General features: G+C 34.1%; 14 protein-coding genes and 2 other annotated features. Of the genes, 10 read left to right on the top strand and 4 right to left on the bottom strand.

Translation table 11 applies throughout. From position 1 onward, the window contains the following. Positions 1–28 precede the first annotated feature (28 nt). Positions 29–234 (top strand) — a binding site (T-box leader). A 46-nt stretch (positions 235–280) separates the two neighbouring features. From pheS to tyrS, 5 genes are all read left to right on the top strand, one after another. Then, positions 281–1,309 carry a phenylalanine--tRNA ligase subunit alpha gene (pheS, locus tag HLK68_RS09630; protein WP_006785344.1) on the top strand — a complete coding sequence of 343 codons (1,029 nt, stop codon included), beginning with the start codon at positions 281–283 and terminating at the stop codon, positions 1,307–1,309. 31 nt (positions 1,310–1,340) lie between these two features. Further along, a complete protein-coding gene (pheT, locus tag HLK68_RS09635; protein ID WP_132942668.1) occupies positions 1,341–3,758 on the top strand; it encodes a phenylalanine--tRNA ligase subunit beta in 2,418 nt (805 codons plus the stop codon). A 130-nt stretch (positions 3,759–3,888) separates the two neighbouring features. Next, positions 3,889–4,947, top strand: a complete 1,059-nt coding sequence (locus HLK68_RS09640; protein ID WP_009607146.1) for a bifunctional 3-deoxy-7-phosphoheptulonate synthase/chorismate mutase — start codon at positions 3,889–3,891, stop codon at positions 4,945–4,947. Positions 4,948–5,165: 218 nt separating this feature from the next. After that, the gene (locus tag HLK68_RS09645) at positions 5,166–6,155 is read left to right on the top strand and encodes a substrate-binding domain-containing protein (RefSeq protein ID WP_006785347.1); all 990 of its coding nucleotides are present in this window, start codon (positions 5,166–5,168) and stop codon (positions 6,153–6,155) included. A gap of 49 nt (positions 6,156–6,204) precedes the next feature. Continuing rightward, positions 6,205–6,417, top strand: a binding site (T-box leader). Positions 6,418–6,782: 365 nt separating this feature from the next. Beyond that, positions 6,783–8,051 carry a tyrosine--tRNA ligase gene (gene tyrS / locus HLK68_RS09650; RefSeq protein WP_006785348.1) on the top strand — a complete coding sequence of 423 codons (1,269 nt, stop codon included), beginning with the start codon at positions 6,783–6,785 and terminating at the stop codon, positions 8,049–8,051. A gap of 58 nt (positions 8,052–8,109) precedes the next feature. Here the strand turns inward: tyrS and HLK68_RS09655 are convergent, their stop codons facing one another. Then, positions 8,110–9,018, bottom strand: a complete 909-nt coding sequence (locus HLK68_RS09655) for an AraC family transcriptional regulator (protein WP_132942669.1) — start codon at positions 9,016–9,018, stop codon at positions 8,110–8,112. Between the two features lie 176 nt (positions 9,019–9,194). On the opposite strand from HLK68_RS09655, the gene HLK68_RS09660 reads away from it, so the two are divergent. After that, positions 9,195–11,627 (top strand): glycoside hydrolase family 38 N-terminal domain-containing protein, encoded by a 2,433-nt coding sequence (locus HLK68_RS09660; protein WP_132942670.1) that lies wholly within the window; start codon positions 9,195–9,197, stop codon positions 11,625–11,627. A 347-nt stretch (positions 11,628–11,974) separates the two neighbouring features. On the opposite strand, the gene HLK68_RS09665 is transcribed toward HLK68_RS09660, so the two are convergent. Continuing rightward, entirely contained in the window at positions 11,975–13,006 is a 1,032-nt protein-coding gene (locus HLK68_RS09665; RefSeq protein WP_006785351.1) for a YeiH family protein, read from the bottom strand. A gap of 116 nt (positions 13,007–13,122) precedes the next feature. Between HLK68_RS09665 and HLK68_RS09670 the strand changes: the two genes are divergently transcribed. Further along, positions 13,123–14,013: a LysR family transcriptional regulator gene (locus HLK68_RS09670; RefSeq protein ID WP_006785352.1), complete on the top strand. Its 891-nt coding sequence runs from the start codon at positions 13,123–13,125 to the stop codon at positions 14,011–14,013. A 49-nt stretch (positions 14,014–14,062) separates the two neighbouring features. Here the strand turns inward: HLK68_RS09670 and rpsD are convergent, their stop codons facing one another. After that, positions 14,063–14,662, bottom strand: a complete 600-nt coding sequence (gene rpsD, locus HLK68_RS09675) for a 30S ribosomal protein S4 (protein ID WP_009607141.1) — start codon at positions 14,660–14,662, stop codon at positions 14,063–14,065. A gap of 293 nt (positions 14,663–14,955) precedes the next feature. Further along, on the bottom strand, positions 14,956–15,438 hold the full coding sequence (locus tag HLK68_RS09680) for a GAF domain-containing protein (RefSeq protein ID WP_009607152.1): 483 nt from the start codon (positions 15,436–15,438) through the stop codon (positions 14,956–14,958). A gap of 150 nt (positions 15,439–15,588) precedes the next feature. On the opposite strand from HLK68_RS09680, the gene HLK68_RS09685 reads away from it, so the two are divergent. From HLK68_RS09685 to thiI, 3 genes are all read left to right on the top strand, one after another. Then, positions 15,589–17,316 carry a septation ring formation regulator EzrA gene (locus tag HLK68_RS09685; RefSeq protein WP_006785356.1) on the top strand — a complete coding sequence of 576 codons (1,728 nt, stop codon included), beginning with the start codon at positions 15,589–15,591 and terminating at the stop codon, positions 17,314–17,316. Positions 17,317–17,713: 397 nt separating this feature from the next. Continuing rightward, a complete protein-coding gene (locus HLK68_RS09690; RefSeq protein ID WP_006785357.1) occupies positions 17,714–18,859 on the top strand; it encodes a cysteine desulfurase family protein in 1,146 nt (381 codons plus the stop codon). After that, positions 18,856–20,085, top strand: coding sequence for a tRNA uracil 4-sulfurtransferase ThiI (gene thiI, locus HLK68_RS09695; protein ID WP_006785358.1), 1,230 nt, complete (start codon positions 18,856–18,858; stop codon positions 20,083–20,085). The genes HLK68_RS09690 and thiI overlap by 4 nt, the downstream gene beginning before the upstream one ends. Positions 20,086–20,256: the final 171 nt, after the last annotated feature.

Below are 20,256 nucleotides of genomic sequence, written 5' to 3' on the forward strand. Positions count from 1 at the left end.
AATGTATATAATAGAACTAAGAAAAAATAAAAAAACGTTGAATGAGGCATAGTAGTGAGGACTAGCTATTCAGGGAGAGAATATCGTAGACTGAAAGTATTCTTATAGAGATAGCTCATGAATTCACCTTATGAGTGGTGCTAATCACACCCGGGAACTCCCCGTTATCTGTTTTGAGTGGACAAGTCAATGATTTGTCAATAAAGGTGGTACCGCGTGTGAAACGTCCTTTTTTAAGGACGTTTTTTTATTTTTAAAAAATAAGTTTGGAGGAATCGTCATGCTAAATCGATTAAAAGAGTTACAAATCGAAGCAATTAATGAAGTATCAAATACGACGGATTTAAAAGAGTTAAATGATCTTCGTGTTAAATATCTTGGTAAAAAAGGTCCAATCCAAGAAGTAATGAAAAATATGAAAGATATGCAACCTGAAGAACGTAAAAGTGCAGGAGCTGTTTCAAATGAAGTAAAAAATGCAATCTCAGCAGCGATTGAAACAAAAAAAGAAGAGTTAGAGGCTTTAGCGATTCAACAAAAATTAGCAAATGAAACGATCGACGTGACATTACCAGGTCGTACAGTAAACATTGGAGTAACGCACCCATTACAGGCGGTGACAAATGAATTAGAATCATTATTTATTTCAATGGGATATACGGTAGAAGAAGGACCAGAAGTTGAATGGGATCATTATAACTTCGAACTTTTAAACTTACCTAAAGGTCATCCAGCTCGTGATATGCAAGATTCATTCTATATTACAGAAGAATCATTATTACGTACGCATACATCACCTGTTCAAGCACGCGTTTTAGAAGCAGCGAAAGGAAAAGGTCCAATTAAAATTATCTGTCCAGGTAAAGTATACCGTCGTGATGATGATGATGCGACTCACTCACATCAATTTACACAAATTGAAGGATTAGTAGTTGATACTGATGTAACAATGGCTGATTTAAAAGGAACATTACTTGAACTTGCACGTCAAATGTTTGGTCAAGATCGCGAAATCCGTTTACGCCCATCATTCTTCCCATTCACTGAACCATCAGTTGAAGTGGACGTAACATGCTCAAAATGTGGTGGATGTGGATGTAACATTTGTAAAGGTACAGGATGGATTGAAATTTTAGGAGCAGGTATGGTTCATCCAAACGTATTAGAAATGTCTGGATTTGACTCAAAAGTATATCAAGGATTTGCCTTTGGTATTGGAGCAGAACGTATTGCAATGCTTAAATACGGAATTGAAGATATCCGTAACTTCTATACAAATGATTTAAGATTTATCAATCAATTTAAATAAGACATTTTTAATAGGAATTGGAGGCTATAACATGTTAGTTTCAGTAAATTGGTTAAATCAATATGTCAATATTAGCGATATTGATCCAAAAGAATTAGCAGAGCGTATTACACGCACAGGAATCGAAGTAGAATCAGTAAACATCTTATCAGATGCAACAAATATTGTTATTGGTCATGTTTTAGAACGTGTTCAACATCCAAATGCCGATAAATTATCGGTTTGCCAAGTAGATGTTGGAGGAGAAGAAGGGGTTCTTCAAATCGTTTGTGGAGCGAAAAACGTAGCTGCGGGACAAAAAATTATTGTCGCTAAACCAGGAGCTGTTTTACCAGGAAACTTCAAAATTAAACGTTCTAAATTACGCGGTGAAGAATCAAACGGAATGTGCTGTTCATTAAAAGAATTAGGAATTGAGCAAAAATTAGTTCCAACAGCTTATGCTGAAGGAATCTTCGTTTGTGCGGATGATGCACCGGTTGGAATGGATGCATTAGAATATTTAAAATTCAATGATACGGTTATTGAATTAGGATTAACACCTAACCGTATGGATTGTTTATCTATGTATGGAGTGGCTTACGAAGTTGGAGCTATTTTATCACGTGAGGTTAAATTTGAAGAGGTTTCTGTTAACGAAGTAGCAGAAGCAGCTAAAGATTTAATCAAAGTAACATCTAACACAGAAAAATCACCAGCTTATTTAACACGCGTGGTGAAAAATGTTGAAATTAAGGAATCTCCACAATGGTTACAAGCGATGTTAATCGCAGCAGGGATGCGTCCGAAAAATAACGTAGTCGATGTCACAAACTTCGTCATGTTAGAAATGGGACAACCATTACATGCATTTGATTATGAGACGATTACGTCAAAAGAAATTGTTGTACGTGAAGCTGTTAATGGTGAAACAATTAAAACGTTAGACGGTCAAGACCGTGAATTGGTTGAAGGAGATATCATCATTACAGACGGAAAAACGCCAATTGCGATTGCCGGCGTAATGGGGGGAGAAAATACAGAGGTTACCGATGAAACAAAAACTGTTTTATTAGAATCTGCAATGTTTGATCGTCTTCAAGTTCGTAAAACAGCAACTCGCTTAGGATTACGTTCTGAAGCGTCAGCTCGTTTTGAAAAGGGAATTGATCCTCAACGTGTCGAGTTAGCGTTAAATCGTGCAGCTTCATTATTAGCTGAGCTTGCAAATGGTGAAGTTTGCCAAGGAATCGTGGCAGATGATCGATTTGAATTAACAGCGGTTGACATTGAGATTACAGCCGAAAAAATTAACTCAGTTTTAGGAACAAACATGTCAACGGATGAAGTGGCATCAATTTGGTCTCGTTTACAATTTACTTATGATTTAAATGGTGAAGTCTTCACAGTTCATGTGCCATCTCGACGCTTAGATATTACAATTGTTGAAGATTTAATTGAAGAAGCGGGGCGTATTTATGGATACGATAAAATCCCAACAACCCTCCCTTCAACAGATATTAAAGGTGGATATTCACCAATTCAATTAGTACGTAACCGTGCTCATGAAACGTTAAAAGCATGTGGGCTAACACAAGTGATTACGTATTCATTAACAAGTGAGGAAAAAGCGACTCAATTCTTATCATTACCAGCAGATGTAAAAGAAACCGTTAAGTTATCAATGCCAATGAGTGAAGAGCGTGCTTACTTACGTCAATCAACAATTCCAGGATTATTAGAAGTCGTTCGTTACAACAATGCTCGTACAATGGCTAATGTTGCAATTTATGAAATTGGTAAAGTATACGGACAAACTGAAGGGGATTACGTAGAAGAAACGAAATTTTCAGGTGCGGTAACGGGACAATTAATCCAAAATAAATGGCAAGGAAAAGTTGAAAATGTTGACTTCTTTGTAGCTAAAGGATATGTTGAGACATTATTAACTGAAATGGGTCATTTAAATGTTACTTATCGTCCAGTTGATGCAACGGAATATAAAGACTTCCATCCAGGACGTAGTGCGGTTGTGTTAGTAAATGATGTAACAGTTGGAGTAGTCGGTCAAGTTCACCCTGCCTTACAACAAGAATTAGATTTAAATGAAACATATGTTTTTGAATTATCATTAGATGCTTTATACGGATTAGAAACATCAAAACCTGGATATGAAATCATCGCTAAACATCCAGGGATGACTCGTGATATTGCCTTAGTGGTAAATCGTGAAGTGTTAGCTGACGACCTAGTTCAAACGATTAAAAAGGCTGCTAATAAATTATTACAAACAGTTGAAGTGTTCGATATTTATGAAGGTAAGGGAGTAGAAGAAGGTAAGAAATCTGTTGCGATTTCACTTTACTACTTAGATCGTGAAAAAACATTAACAGACGAAGATTTACAACCAACACATCAAAAAGTATTAGATGCTTTAACAGCAGAACATGATGCTGTGTTACGCGGATAATTATCAAAACCTAAAAAGGAACAAGTTTCGACTTGTTTCTTTTTATTTTGATGAGAATATTAGTGAAAAGTTTTCAAAAAACAGAAAAGTTGGTTATAATAGAAATAGTAATGACAGATGAGGTGAAAACATGACAAATCAAAATCTAAAACAGCTTAGAGATCGTATAGATGAAATTAATTTACAAATGCTTGAGTTATTAAACGAACGTACTGCTATTGTAGAATTAGTAGGACGCGAAAAAGATAAACAAGGATTAAAAAAATATGATCCCATTCGTGAACATCAAATTTTAGAAAGTTTAAAAGCTAAAAATAATGGACCGATGACGGATGAAATGATGGTTCATATTTTTAAAGAAATCTTTAAGTTGAGTGTGAAGTTACAAGAAGATAATAGTCAAAAAGGATTATTAGTATCTCGAAAAAATAAAGCTCATGATACGGTGATTGATGTTCAAGGTGACTTGGTCGGAGGTGATGTTCAAACTCTGATTTTTGGTCCATGTAGCGTTGAATCAAAAGAACAAATGGAGCTCGTGGCTAAGAATTTAGCAGACAAAGGTTTAAAATACATCCGTGGAGGTGCATTTAAGCCACGTACATCGCCATATGATTTCCAAGGTTTAGGAGTCGAAGGGTTGAAAATTATGTCGGAAACAGCAAAAAAATATGGGTTACGCGTGGTTAGTGAAATCATGGATGCAAAAGATTTAGAAGAAGCTTTACCCTATTTAGATGTGGTTCAAATTGGAGCACGTAATATGCAAAACTTCTCGTTATTAAAGGCAGTTGGGCAAATCGATAAACCTGTGCTATTAAAACGAGGCTTAAGTGCAACGATTGAAGAGTTCATTAATGCTGCTGAATATATTACAATGCATGGAAATCCAAATGTTATGTTATGTGAACGTGGAATTCGTACTTACGAAAAAGCAACTCGTAATACATTAGATATTTCTGCAGTTCCAATTTTAAAACAAGAAACACATTTACCAGTATTTGTTGATATTACTCATTCAACAGGGCGTAAGGATATTTTATTACCGATTGCCAAAGCGGCACTTGCGGTAGGAGCAGATGGAATCATGGCAGAGGTTCATCCGAATCCATGCGTTGCTTTATCGGATGCTGCGCAACAAATGAGTTTGGAAGAATTTGATGATTTTTATAAAAATCTTTCAAAATAGAATATGAAAACCCATTCCTGCCTATAATAGAATAAGTTTTCAAAAAGCAAACGGTTTATTTATGAAAATTTTCATTATATTATTGCGAAATAGTTTTATTTTCGCTAAAATTGTCTATGTATCGAAATATAAAGGGCATGTTAACGCTTGCAAACGAAAAGTGTGTAAGGTAAAATGATAAATAGGTACAGGAAAAATTTACATTTAGGAGTGATGTTATGTCAAAAGTAACGATTTACGATGTGGCACGTGTTGCGGATGTTTCACTAGCAACAGTATCTCGCGTTTTAAATAACCCAGAAAAAGTAAAGCCAAAAACTCGTGAACGTGTTTTAGCTGCAATCAATGAATTAGGATACCGTCCAAATGCGATTGCACGTGGACTTGCAAGTCGTCGTTCAACAAACGTTGGATTAATTGTTCCAACATGTTCTCGTGCATCAGTATCAGAAATGATTGATGGAGTGGCTGATATCGCAGATAAATATCGTTATTCAGTGTTCTTAAATGTAACACATAATGAATTAGATATTGCAGCAAATGTTTGGCAGAACATGATTGCTTCTCAAGTAGACGGTGTTTTAATGATGGCCGATCGTTTAAGTGATGAGGAAATTACACGTTTAGCAAATGATACAGTGCCAACGGTTTTATTATCAGTTAAAGATTTAGATGAGCGTATCCCAGCCGTTTTAATTAATTATGAATTAGCGGCTTATGAAGCAACTAAAAAATTAATTGAGAATGGAAATAAAGATATTGCCTTTATTACGTCAAGTTCATATTATGCAATGAATGATTTAAAAGAACAAGGATATCGTCGTGCCTTAGCTGAAGCGGGACTTGAACCACGTATCTTAGGTTTATACAATAAATTTGAAAACTCATTAGAGTCATTCAAAGAATTCTTTGCCAATAACCAAGCACCTGATGCAGCCTTAGCTGTTCGTGACTCTGTTGCTGTTATGTTTATGAATGCAGCCATTGAACATGGAATTAGTGTGCCAGATGAGTTAGAAATTATCGGATTCCAAAATACAAAATATGCAATTATGTCACGTCCTCAATTAAGTACAATCAATATCCCAACATACGATATTGGGGCAGTTGCGATGCGTTTATTAACGAAGTTAATGAAAGAGGAAGAAGTAACAGAAACACAAATCACGTTACCTCACTCATTTGTATGGCGTAATACAACAAAATAAGGTTGACAATGCTCGACTGCTTTTGTTATAATCCAGTCAAAAGATAAATAATAATGCAATGAAAAGATCACAGTAGAAATCATTGAAATGCAGTATCAGAGACTTAGTGGACGGTGAGAACTAAGGCAATAATGAAATCGAATTACAATCTTGGAGCATGTTCAAATGAACCGGAAACAATCCGTTATCAAATCAAGTGGTTAAATCAAAACCTTTTTGATCTAACAAGTTGGGTGGTACCGCGACTATAATCGTCCCTTCATTCTACAATACGTAGAGTGGAGGGATTTTTAGTTGGACTAGTAATCTTCGATTACTTAGTCCAACTTATCCTGAGTGTTTGGAATATCTTGCGAAGATTAGATATTCCCACGAAGGGCTGTTAGTTGTCCTCAGCTAGTCGCGTTAGCGACTTAGCTGAACTATACACCGCCTCGGGCGTGTGTTATCCGTATATTCTAGGCGAGGTGTAGCTGAGCCCTACTACTAGGAATGAATCATTTTTAGGATAAGAGCTTAGTACAACTTGTCCTGAGGGTTTTCGATCCATTTATTTGATTGCTTGAAGCATTGTAAGGCTGCTGATTAAGTTATATCTTTCAAAATATTGTTGAAGAGGTGAATGAAATGAAAAATGAATTCTTAAAAGACCTACAATGGCGTGGGTTAATTAATGATTGTACGGATTTTGATGCTTTAGATGAGTTAGTTGAGAAAGGGAATATCACGTTATACTGTGGTTTTGACCCAACAGCAGATAGTTTACATATTGGACATTTATTAATGATTTTAATTTTAAAACGATTCCAATTAGCAGGGCATAAACCATTAGCTCTTGTAGGAGGAGCAACAGGATTAATCGGGGATCCATCAGGTCGTTCGGTTGAACGTCCAGATAGTAATTTAGAAACAGTTGAAAAATGGTCTAACAGTATTAAAGGACAATTATCTCAATTCTTAGATTTCAATGAGACTGAAGCAAATGGTGCTGAAATCGTAAATAATTATGATTGGACTTCAAATGTTAATATGCTTGATTTCTTACGTGATGTTGGGAAATACTTTAATGTTAACTATATTTTAGCGAAAGACCTTGTATGTTCACGTTTAGATAAAGGGATGACATTCACTGAATTCTCTTATACGATTTTACAAGGAATGGATTTCAAACATTTATATGAAACCAAAAAATGTGTGTTACAAATTGGTGGATCGGATCAATGGGGGAATATTACCTCTGGACTTGAGTTAATTCGTAAACAATTAGGACATGAAGAAAAAGCAGTTGGATTAACAATGCCATTAGTAACAAAAGCGGATGGAACAAAGTTCGGAAAAACAGCAGGTGGAGCTGTTTGGTTAGATCGTAAGAAAACATCTCCATATGAGTTATACCAATTCTTAATCAACACAGCTGACGAAGATGTTGTCAAATTCTTAAAATACTTCACATTCTTAACAAAAGAAGAAATTGAAGCAGTAGAAGCAGAATTTAAAGAAGCACCACATTTACGTCATGGACAAAAAGTATTAGCACGTGAAGTGGTAACTTTAGTTCATGGTGTTGAAGCTTACGAACAAGCCTTAAAAATTACAGAAGCCTTATTCAGTGGAAACCTTGCAGGATTAACTGCTGAAGAAATCGAAGTTGGATTCAAAGATGTTCCATCAGTTGAATTAGCTGAAGATCTTAACTTAGTGGATGCCTTAGTGTTTGCTAAAGCGGCTAGCTCAAAACGTGAATCACGTGAATTCATCAATAATAATTCAATCTTAATTAACGGAGAAAAAGTTAATAATTTAGAATTTATTGTATCAAAAGAAAATGCAATTGGTGGTAAGTTTACAGTCATCCGCCGTGGTAAGAAGAAATATTTCTTAATTAAACACGTTTAGTCAAAAAAAAGAAATCGTGAGAAAAGTTTAATTTTTTCACGATTTCTTTTTTTATGAATTAACTTACCTTTGATTGTTGAAAGGCTTTAGGAGAAATTCCGCATTGTTTTTTGAAGAGACGACTAAATTGACCCACATCTTGAATTCCAACAAGTAAGGCAACCTCGCCTACTTTATAGTTCATTCGTAAATAGAGCTTGGCGAGATTAATCTTACGAGTATTAATATATTCTTTTGGCGTTTTGTGGACATATTTATTGAAGAGATAATGTAAATTTCGATGGGACATATAAGAAGCATTAGCTAAATCTTGAATGGTAATGGGTTTATTTAAATTACTTTCGATAAACATGAGCAATTGATTAAATTCACTTGGATAGCGATTCGCATCGAGAGGATGGCTATTTTGACTGGAACATAATAAAGATAAACCCTCGAAGGCCATTGTTTTCATCATATTGTAAATGCCATAATTATTTAGCGTATTAGGCCCGATGTGGTTCATTAAAAAATCGATATAAGAAAACATGTGATCACAATGATGAACAACTATTTCATGCTGCTGAGTAAAAGAATGAAGAATTTTTTCTTCAATAGAGGGAAAATGAGTAGGTGAAATAGCATGAATGTAATCAAGGGTAATCACAAAAAAGATTAAATAAAGCTCAGATGAATAAGTTCCATTAATGGAAGCTTTGAGCCTAATCTCATGTTCAATAAGAGGGTTACAGATAAAAATATCGCCTTTATTTAAATTATAAAGTTTGTCACCATGAAGATATTCTCCTGTTCCTTCAATCACAAAACAAAGTTCGTAGTAATCGTGACGGTGTACCTTATTAGTTGGAGAGATCTGATCAAATTTACATAGACTATCTGGTTTAATGGTTATCACAAAGCGACCGAATTTTTCCTGAATTAAAATATCTGATACTAAATTAAAGATATAAAATTTATCAATTCCCATAATAGCTCCTTGCACAATAGGTCAAATTTTTATTCGTTCTGGATTATTTGATATTTACCATAGTTTATTATAATAAGATTATATTCGAGATAGCGCTTAATGAAAAGAGAGAGTGTTAGAGGGATTTATAATATTAAAAAAATGTATCTATCAAAGAGGCTAAGGAGCGAACTGATATGTCAAAAATAAAATTAACGAAAAAATGGGAAGTTTTATTAATTCATCATACACACACTGATATTGGATATACGCAAAGTCAAGAAGTGATTGAGTTTTATCATGTGAACTTTATTAAACAAGTCATTGAGATTTTAGAGGGATTAAGAGTTCAGGGAAAAGAGAAAGATTTTAAATGGGTATGTGAGGCCTTTTGGGGTGTTGAAACTTTTTTAAGAAGAGTTGATGAATCATGGAGAAAGCGTTTTGAAACATGTGTGAAAAATGGTGGAATTGAACTGACGGGAAGCTATTTAAATATGACAGAATTAATTGATGACCAGGTATTAAAGAATCAAATCAAAAAATCTGTTGATTATGGAAAGAGCATTGAAAAAGAGGTTAGATGTGCCATGACAGCCGATATTAACGGTTATTCTTGGGGATTTGTTGATGCACTAGCTGAGAATGGAATTGAAAATTTATTATCCTGTGTTCATACTCATCATGGAATGTATCCTTTATTTAGGAAGTTAATGCCTTTTTATTGGGAGTCCGAAAAGGGGAATAAAGTGTTAGTCTGGAATGGGGAGCATTATCACTTTGGGAATGAGTTTGGGATTGTAAAAACAGCAACAGGATCATATGTTCATAAGGATGAACTTCGAGATTCTTTTACGCAAGATAAATTAAAAGAATATGGGCATAAACGTATGTATCGATACCTTAAATCATTAGAGGATCAAGCTTATGAATATAACTTTGTTCCGATTACCGTTCATGGACTCCCAACGGATAATAGTTCAGCTAATCTTGAGGTATTGGAATTTGTACAGTGGTGGAATGAGAATTTTTCGCATGAAGTTATAATTAAGATGTCGACGCTTGAGGAATTATTTGATCGTGTCAGGGCGAGTGAGGTTGAAATCCAAACATATAGAGGGGATTGGCCAGATTGGTGGGCGTTTGGTGTAGGAAGTACACCAAACGCGGTAAAAGTCTATAAAGAAGCACAACGTTTATTACAAATGACAAAGATGATAGATGAAAATCTGTGTGACAACAAGTTAGTTAATGAATGTGAAGAAATGTTAATGTTGTATGCGGAACATACATGGGGACATTCTGCTTCGATTACAAATCCTTGGAATTCACTGGTTAACCTAATGGATTACAAAAAATCATCGTATGCTGCACGTGCGCATGAATTAGCGATTAGAAATTATTTAAATGTTCTGGAGGCAAGAGGGATGACGAGTTTAAAACCAAATCGAGAGCCAAAGTTTAAAGTGATAAATCCTCATTCGCGAACAGTCACCGAGTGTGTAAAATTATTTTTAGATTACTGGGAAACTTCAAATTTGATTAATGTCGTCGTTGATGATTTAGGAAATGAATATGCCACTCAAATTGAACGTCAGCCAAGAGGAGAGGCAATCCATTTTATTGCCACATTAGAAGCGAATGAAGAACGAACCTTTTGGGTGGAAAGACGAGAGCATCCAGTGCATTATATCAAAATTAAGAATGAATCAGCCTGTGTCCAAGGGTATGATGATATATTTTTATACGAGGATAAAAGAGCTGTTATTAAGTATGATCAGACCTATGAGAATGGGCATGTAAGAATTTCGTGGAACAAACAACATGGAATTATAAGTTGGTATGATAAAGTAAATCAGGTGGAATTGCTAGATCCCTCATCTGAAACAGGTGCATTTATGCCTATTTATGAATGTTCAAAAGCTTACTCTCAAACGACATCGGATCAATATAGCGTGCGTTCAAGACTCGGGCGGAATATGCGTGGAGCAAATCATGAGGTATATTATGTACACATTAAACAGATTACGATCAATGAAATAGGAGAGATTTATGGAAAGATTCAACTGGATTTAGAATTAGAGGGAACAACACTCGCAAAGGTCGAGCTTAAAATTTATCATGATATTTGTAAAGTTGAGGTTCAAGTTATTCTAAACAAGATGAGTGTTTGGGATCCTGAAAGTCTCTACGTTGCGCTACCTTTTGCTTATAATCAGCAAAAAATGGACTTATTTGCAGAGAAAACAGGATGTACTGTTCAATTGAAGAAAGATCAATTATTGGGAACAAATTGTGATTATTACTTGGTTCAAGAAGGGGTTGGATTAAAAAAAGGCAGTTATGGAATGAGCATCGCCATGCCGGACACCCCATTAATTTATACGTCCCCCTTAAGATATGAAAATGCAAAAAAATTATATCATCCTAAGTATACGAAGGCGACTGACTATGAACTTTACTCATGGCCGATGAATAATCTTTGGGAAACAAATTTCAAAGTATCATTAGCTGGATTTATTGAATTGAACTATGCGGTGAGCTGGTCAAATCAGATTGAAAGTAAGCAAGATTTAACAAGAAGAAATCATGAAATGAATATGGGATTCCTCAATTATCGAATCGACTAAAATATATAAGTAGCGTTAAGTTTTTCATAGCGTAAAAATCTTTAACGAATCACCCTAACAGTGGAGGATTTCTCTCTTTGAGAGGTTAGGTTCTCCCTATAAAGGGTCGTCATACCGACTCAAATCCATCTATCGTGAAAGATTCATTAGAAAGAATCCGTTTGATTAAACGGATTTTTTTATGTGATGATTTCGTTTAGTGTCAGAAGAAAAAAATAAATACAGCCACCATTGCCGTTAAGACTAGTATCAATTGAGAAAGAAAAGGACAATAAAAACTTTTTTATCTGTCAGTAGGTTCATAATAAGATAACAAAAAAAGACACCATGAGGTGCCTTTAAAAATTTTATAGTAAAATCCCGATTAAAACAACGGCGATCATAATTTGGGCAATTCCGATTAATAAACAGTAAATCCCGCTTTTGACGCCTGCTTTCATTAAATCTTTGAATTTAACACTCATTCCGATTCCGGCCAATGCAAAGATTTCTAAATAGTTACTAATTTGTTTAAATCCATGTGATATATTTTCATTAATGATTCCAACACTGAATAAGAAACACATGATAAAGAATCCAATGACATACCATGGAATTTTAATTTTTGCTTTTGGTTGTTGATGATGTAATTCTGCTTCATGGTTTTCTTCATCTTTTTTCAGTTTAGCAAATGATAAAATAACAAATACTAAGAAAATAATTCGGACAATTTTAAAGATGGTCGCGTATTGTAACACATCATGGTTAACCATTGAACCACTTCCAACAACTTGGCCAACTGATTGCAAGGTTCCTCCGATTAAAGCTGATGATTTAATGGTTTCATTTCCATAAAGAATAGAGGTTAAAAAGGGTAAAATCATCATTAAGATGGTTCCAGTTAAGTTAACTAATGTAATCGTAATAGATTTATCCACGTCGTTTGCCTTTATAACAGGTGCGGTCGCTCCAATAGCTGAAGATCCGCAGACAGCGTTACCTGCTGCCATTAATAAGCGGAAATCTTCTGAGAATCCAAGTTTTTTTCCAACAAGGATACAAAAAATAATGGTTAAAATCATTTGTAGTACGATGAAACTAACACCTGAAACACCTAATTGTAAAATAACCTTATAGCTTAAAGTTCCGCCTAATAAAACAATAGAGTAAGAAAGTAAGTTAGATTCTGAAAAACGAACCCCTTTATAGAAGCTTTTATGTGTTAAAACTGTATTCCCAAGTAATAGGCCGAGTAAAATCGCAATCGTCGCACCTCCGAGTGCTGGAACAAAGGTTCCAACGTATTTGGAAATTAACCCGATTATAATGCAGACAATAAGACCAGGTAATAGCTCTTTAACGTTTACAAACTTTTGTTGCATAAAGTTTCGAGTTTTCATTTAAAACGCTCCTTCATCTAAGTTCTACGTTATTAGTATATAACAGGTCTTATTATAAGTAAAATTAATTGTTATAATGCTAACAATAAGTAAAAATAATAATAGAGGTGTCAAATATGATTGATGAATTAAGATCATTTATTCAGGTAGTCGAAAATCAGAACTTTACAAAGGCGGCAAAGAAGTTAAACCTATCACAACCGGCAGTTAGTTTGCATATTTTAGGACTTGAAAAACAACTTGATACCAAACTTATTTTGCGATCTAATAAAGAAAAAAACTTTTTATTAACATCAGATGGGGAAATTTTATTTAAACGTGCAAAAGAAATTGTTCATCAGTATGATGATATGATTAATGAAATTAAATCACACGCAATGGAAGTTAAAGGAACCCTAAAAATTGGAGCTAGTTTGACGATTGGAGAGTATCTGCTACCTTCTATTCTTGGAGAGTTATCTAAGTTATATCCTGCCCTCAGTTTTGAAGTTACCATTGAAAATAGTCAGTCTATTTTAAATAAAGTGAATCAATTAGAGCTTGAGATTGGGTTAGTTGAAACTGAGATAGAAAGTGATCAATTGAATCGAGTCCCATTTTATCGGGATGTGCTACAAGTAGCCTACACGAGTAGTTTAGTTCCTCCAAACAATCCAGAACACTATCATCAGTTTTTTAATGAGCAAGTATGGTTATTACGAGAGTCAGGATCAGGGACGAGAGAGAGAACTGATTTCTTTTTAGAGAATTATGGAATTACACCGTATCGTCGAATTATTCTGGGGAGTAACTATATTATTAAAGAAACGCTCAGACAGCAACCCTCAGTTACCTTTACTTCAACGTTAATGAAGAAACAAAAGTTTGAGGGAATTGAGTATTTAGAAGATGAGGGATATCAATTATCACGATTATTTTATTACGTGACAAAAGATGGCGTTGTTTTGAGTAAACGCGTTCAAATTTTTATGGCTTTATTACAGGAATTATATGAGCCAGTAAAATAAAAAAAAGACTTCGGAAAATCCGAAGTCTTTTTTAATGAGCCATTAAAGATTAACGGCTGTAGAACTCTACGATTAAGTTTTCGTGGATGTCAGCGAATACTTCTGAACGTTCTGGTAAACGTACATAAGTTCCTGTCATTGTAGCTTCATCGAAAGTTACGAAGTCTGGACGGTGGATAGTAGCCTCTAAAGACGCTTTAACTACAGCTAAGTTAGCTGATTTTTCACGTAAAGAGATTGTTTGTCCTGGTTTTACTGAGTAAGAAGGAATATCAACGCGTTTTCCATCTACAGTAATGTGTCCGTGGTTTACTAATTGACGAGCTTGACGACGAGTCGCAGCTAATCCTAAACGATAAACTAAGTTATCTAAACGAGATTCTAACATGTATAAGAAGTTCTCACCATGTTTACCTGCTAATTTACCAGCTTTATCGTATGTACGACGGAATTGACGCTCAGTCATTCCATAAGCATGACGTAATTTTTGTTTCTCTTGTAATTGTAATCCGTATTCAGAGATTTTTTTACGAGATTGTCCGTGTTGCCCAGGTGCATAAGGGCGTTTTTGTAATTCTTTTCCGTTTTCTAAGATAGAGTATCCTAAACGACGAGAAATTTTCCAGCTTGGTCCAGTATAACGAGCCATGCTAATACCTCCTTTAATTTGTAAGAAATTTGATTTTGCATATCAAAAAAGGAGAAAATTTATCTTTACCTATAAGATAGATTAAAATCTCATATCCTCGCCTTTGCAGCCAAAAGGTTATACGATATGCCATCAGCCAAGCCAAGCTTTACTGAGGTTTAATCTAAACGTTATAGTCTGATAAACAGCTGCCTTTAATATACGCACTCAAGTATAATATCAACTTTCATTTGTATTGTCAACAAAAAATCCCTATCTCATACATTTACCATTTAATCTCTACAAAAAAAGGTTTAAATAAGTGATTCAACCAAAATTTGAACGAATTTTTCTAAGTAATGTTGATCGGTTTTTGAAAATCGATTCAAAAGCGGACTATCAATATCAAGGACCCCCATTAATTCGTTATCTTTAATAATCGGAACGACAATTTCAGAGTTGGTTGCACTATCACAAGCAATATGGCCAACAAATTCATGAACATTTTGAACTAATGCAGTTTGCTTTGTTGTTGCAACATAACCACAAACTCCCTTATCAAATGGAATACGAATGCAGGCTGGTAGTCCTTGAAAGGGTCCTAGTACGAGTTGGTTGTTTTTTACGAGATAGAATCCGACCCAGTTAATTTCCTCTAAAAATACATTTAGTAAGGCAGATGCATTAGAGAGGTTTGCAATTAAATCCGATTCTCCTGCAATTAAAGCTTTTAATTGTGCTAAAACGAGTTCGTAATTTTCTTCTAAAGTTCCAGTGTAAGCTTCTTTTTGAAACATCTTAAATTCCCCCTGAGATTTAATCTATAAGTTGGAGAAAATTATAACAAAAAATATAAGAAAAACATAGAAAGAATAGGATTTTTTGATTAAATTATGATATTATTGTAAGATAAAAAATAATTATTAATAATCGTGATGGAGGATACTATGGGAGATTTTAAGTTAATACTCTTGATTGTAATGGTCATTGTTCTCGTGACTGTATTATTATATTCAATCATTATTGTCTCAAAGAAGAAACAGTATTATACGAAAATCGATGAGCTTGATTATTTCAAACATGAGATATCTAATAAGACGGTACCGTTTGAGTTAGCAAAGTTACGCAGTACAAAAAAGAGTGAACGCATTGTAAAAATGGTGCAACAATGGGAACAACGTTGGGGGAAATTAGAAGCACAATTTATTACTGTCACGGAACAAATTATTTATGCGGAAGAGTTGGTGTCACAACGTAGCTTTTCCGAGGTTGATGAATTATTAGAGGAGACGCATCAACAATTAGAGGGGCTCAATCAAGAGGTTGAGGGTTTATTAAATGAAATTAAAGAGTTAAAAAAATCAGAAGAACGTAGTCGTTCAAACGTCTTAGGGTTAAAAGAACACTTTGAACAGTTAAAGATTCAATATGAGGGGGAAATTGATCAATTTACTGAATTTAAAGAAGAAATTAAACAGTTATTTAAAGACATTGAAAGTTTATTTTTTAAATTTAATGAATGTATGGAAGATTGTAATTATGATGTAGCAGATGAAACCATTGCGACGATTAAAATAGAGATGGAAAAAGTAACGATTATTTTTGATCGTGTACCGATTTATTTAACGAGTATTAAAACTGAGATTCGACCTTTATTAAAAGATGTTTTAAAAAGCTATGAAAACTTAACACAGTCAGGTGTCTATTTAAAACATTTAGAAATTGAAGAAACAATATCGATTTATAAAGAACAGTTATCACAAATGACGGATTTAATTAAACAGTTTGAATTTGAGCAAATCGAAACACGCTTGATGGAAATGAGTCAAGATGCGAAACAAATGATTACATTCATGAAAAAGGAATTAGAGATTCAAGATTCTTTAACGGCTGGATTAAAAGAAGTTAAAGAGTCCATTTCAAAAATGAATAAACAGGCCGATCATTTAAGTCAACGTTATGATAATATCAAATCAAATTATACATTACCTGAAGAAGATGAAGATAACTTTAATTTCATTTTAAATGAGGTTAAAATTATCACGAATAAATATGAATTTTTAGAAAAAAATGCGCAACAAAAACAAACGGCCAATTCAATTCTTTGTCGTGAGTTAGATGAGATTTTAAATCAAATGGATGAGATTGAACAACAGTTAAACATATTTGAACATGAAATTGAAAACTTATATGCGGGGGAAAAAGAGGCTCGTCAACGTGCGCTTAAGTTATTAAAAGCCTTTAATGATTTAAAAGGATACTATCAACAAGTGAAGTTACCAGTTAAGAATGACGAGATAAAACAAATGATGGGCTCAGCGAATCAAATGATGATGTCATTATTTGAGACGATTGGGCAAATGCCAATTAATATTACGGCGATTGAGGAGCAATTAAAAACCGCTGAGGATATGATTCAAATGCTCAGTTTTAAAGTTGAAAAAGAGGTTCAGCAATTAAAATTAGCAGAGCGTTTAATGGTTTATGGACATCGTTATATTGGCCGTGAAGGCATGTACGTGGTCGATTTAACGATTGCAGAAGATCAATTCAGACAAGGAAATTATGAAACAGTGATTCATAACATGAAAGATTTAATTAAAACATTAGAAGGTTCAGCGTTTGATTTTACATTTGATCAGTTTAAACAAGAATTAGATTGTTATTTATTATAGAAAGTAAATGGGGAGACTATCTATACAAGGAGGATAACTTTGATAGATAGTCTTTTTTATTTGAAACGATTGAAGTAGTGAAATGGAAATAATTCAGTTTAAGTGGGAGATAATAACGATAAAGAGAGATTTTTTCCGTAAGACAACATATGTTAGTAGTGGAGGAAATTAATTTTTTTCTCGCAAAGCTCCTTATTTCCTCATATTTTATAATGTAAACAAATCATAGAATGACCATTTTATTTATCATAGACGTTTACGAAAATCGTCATTTGTGATTCTATCATAAATGTGGTATAATGTCGAAACGTGAAATACACTAATTTATAGTGAGATTAGTAGTAAGAATGGACGTTTAAAATGGGCGTGAGATGTTTATGTCGGAAGGAGAATGACCATGATTTATTTAGATAATAGCGCGACCACTTCAGTTGATCCAGAAGTGTTGACAGCTTTTACAAAAGTTAATCAGAACTTCTGGGGAAACCCAAGCTCACTTCATGCCTTTGGAGCTCGTGCTGAACAACTATTAATTCAAGCAGAAAAACAAACCTTATCTTTATTGAATGCTAAGCAACATAAAGTGATTTTTACATCTGGTGCAACAGAAAGTAATAATTTAGCCATTCGTGGTGTCTGTCATGCCTATAAAAATCGTGGTTGTCATATCATTACAACCCCAGTGGAGCATGCCTCAGTTTATGAAACAGCCGAAGACCTGGAACAAGAAGGTTTTCGCGTAACTTTCATTGATGTAAAAAAATCTAAAACAGAAATTTTAAAACAAATTGAAGAAGCAATTTGTGAAGATACGATTTTAATTTCTTGTATGCATGTTAACAATGAAATGGGAATGATTTTCCCAATTTATGAAATTGGACAATTAATTAAAAAATATCCAAAAATAAAATTTCATGTTGATGCTGTTCAAAGTGTAGGGAAAATTCCTGTTGATATGGATAAAATGAATATTGATTTATTATCATTCTCTGCTCATAAGTTTCATGGCTTAAAAGGGTGTGGAGCTCTCGTAATGAATCAATATTTAAAACTTGTTCCTGAAATTACAGGTGGTCATCAAATGTATGGCCTTCGTTCAGGAACGATTAATGTAGCAGGGGCAGTAGCTTTAGCCAAAGCTTTGCGATTAGCGATTGAACCTTTAAATGCAAATTATAATCATGTTAAATCATTATATGACTATACAGTAAAAGAATTAAAAGCGATGGACGGAGTAACGGTAAATGACTGCTATCCTGAATTAACACCATACATTATTAATTTTGCTGTTGAGAATATTAAAGGGGAAACATTAGTTCATGCTTTAGAGGAACATGATGTTTATATCTCTGCTAAATCAGCTTGTTCGTCAAAGTCTGCTCAAGCATCAAGAATTTTACTAGCACTTGGAGTTAGTGAAGAGGTGGCTTTAGATAGCGTACGATTAAGCTTTGCTAATACGTCAACACTTGAAGAAGCGACACAATTCATAAATGCACTAAAACTTGTCGTTGTACAAATGAGGAAGGAAATGATGAAATGATTTATGACCGTATATTAGTTCGCTATGGTGAATTATCAATTAAAGGAAAGAATCGTAAGTATTTTAAAAATGCCTTACACCGTATTATCCGTCGTAAATGTCGTTCGTTAGAAAACATTACGTATGAAATCACACGTGATCGTTTCTATATTATTTTAAATGGAACGGCGCCAGAATTAGTGACAGAGCAATTAGATAAAGTATTTGGATTACAGTCATATAGCTTATGTGCTCGTTGTGAAAATGATATTGATGCTATGAAAGCATTAGCTTTAGAGATTATTAAAGAAATGCCACAAGTTCCTACAACATTTAAAGTCGAAACAAAGCGCGCTCAAAAACAATTTCCAATGACTTCAGGTGAAATTTCACGTGGAGTGGGAGCTCACTTATTAATTAATACTGAACATTTATCGGTAGATGTTCATCATCCAGATGTGACAGTATTTGTTGAGGTTCGTCGTGAAGGAACATTCATCATGGCAGAACATATTAAAGGATTAGGTGGATTCCCTGTTGGAATTAGTGGGAAAGGTCTTTTAATGATTTCTGGTGGAATTGATAGCCCAGTAGCGGGATATTTAATGCAAAAACGTGGAGTTGAAATTGAAGCGATTCACTTTGCATCACCACCGTATACATCAGTTCGATCAAAACAAAAAGTATTAGACTTAATGGAGAAAAATGCACATTATGCGCCAGTAGATGAAATTAACGTACACGTTGTTCCGTTTACTGAATTACAAACAGCTATTTATGAAAACATTCCAAATAGCTATACCATGACAGTTATGCGTCGTATGATGTATCGTATTGCTGAAGGAATCGCTAAAAAACGTGAAATTTTAGTTTTAGCAAATGGAGAAAGCTTAGGACAAGTTGCTTCACAAACTTTAGCAAGTATGTATGCCATCAATGCGGTTACGAATATGCCAATTATTCGTCCAGTTGCGACACTTGATAAAAATGAAATTATTGAGATTGCGAAACACATCGATACTTATGATATTTCAATTCGTCCATATGAGGACTGCTGTACGGTCTTTGTTCCGGAACATCCTGCAACAAACCCTTCATTAGAAAAATGTATTGAGTTTGAACAAAACTTTGATTTCGAATCATTAGTGCAAAAATGTATTGATGAAACAGAAATTATCACAGTACGTGCCGGAGAAATGATTGAGTTAGAAGATAATGCCGTTTGTGCATTAAATGATTTATTCTAAAAAAAAAGCTAAAAGAAGAAATTCTTTTAGCTTTTTTTATTTTCAGTTAATAAAGATCAGACTTTAAATGGTTTTTTTAGACTAATTTTTCAATAATATTCCATAAAAACAGTTACAAAAAGCGTTTTTTGAACTAAAAATTACTATTTTGTGAAATAATAAACGCTTTCA

It is taken from the genome of Turicibacter sanguinis, assembly GCF_013046825.1.
Taxonomy (GTDB): Bacteria; Bacillota_I; Bacilli_A; order MOL361; family Turicibacteraceae; genus Turicibacter; species Turicibacter sanguinis.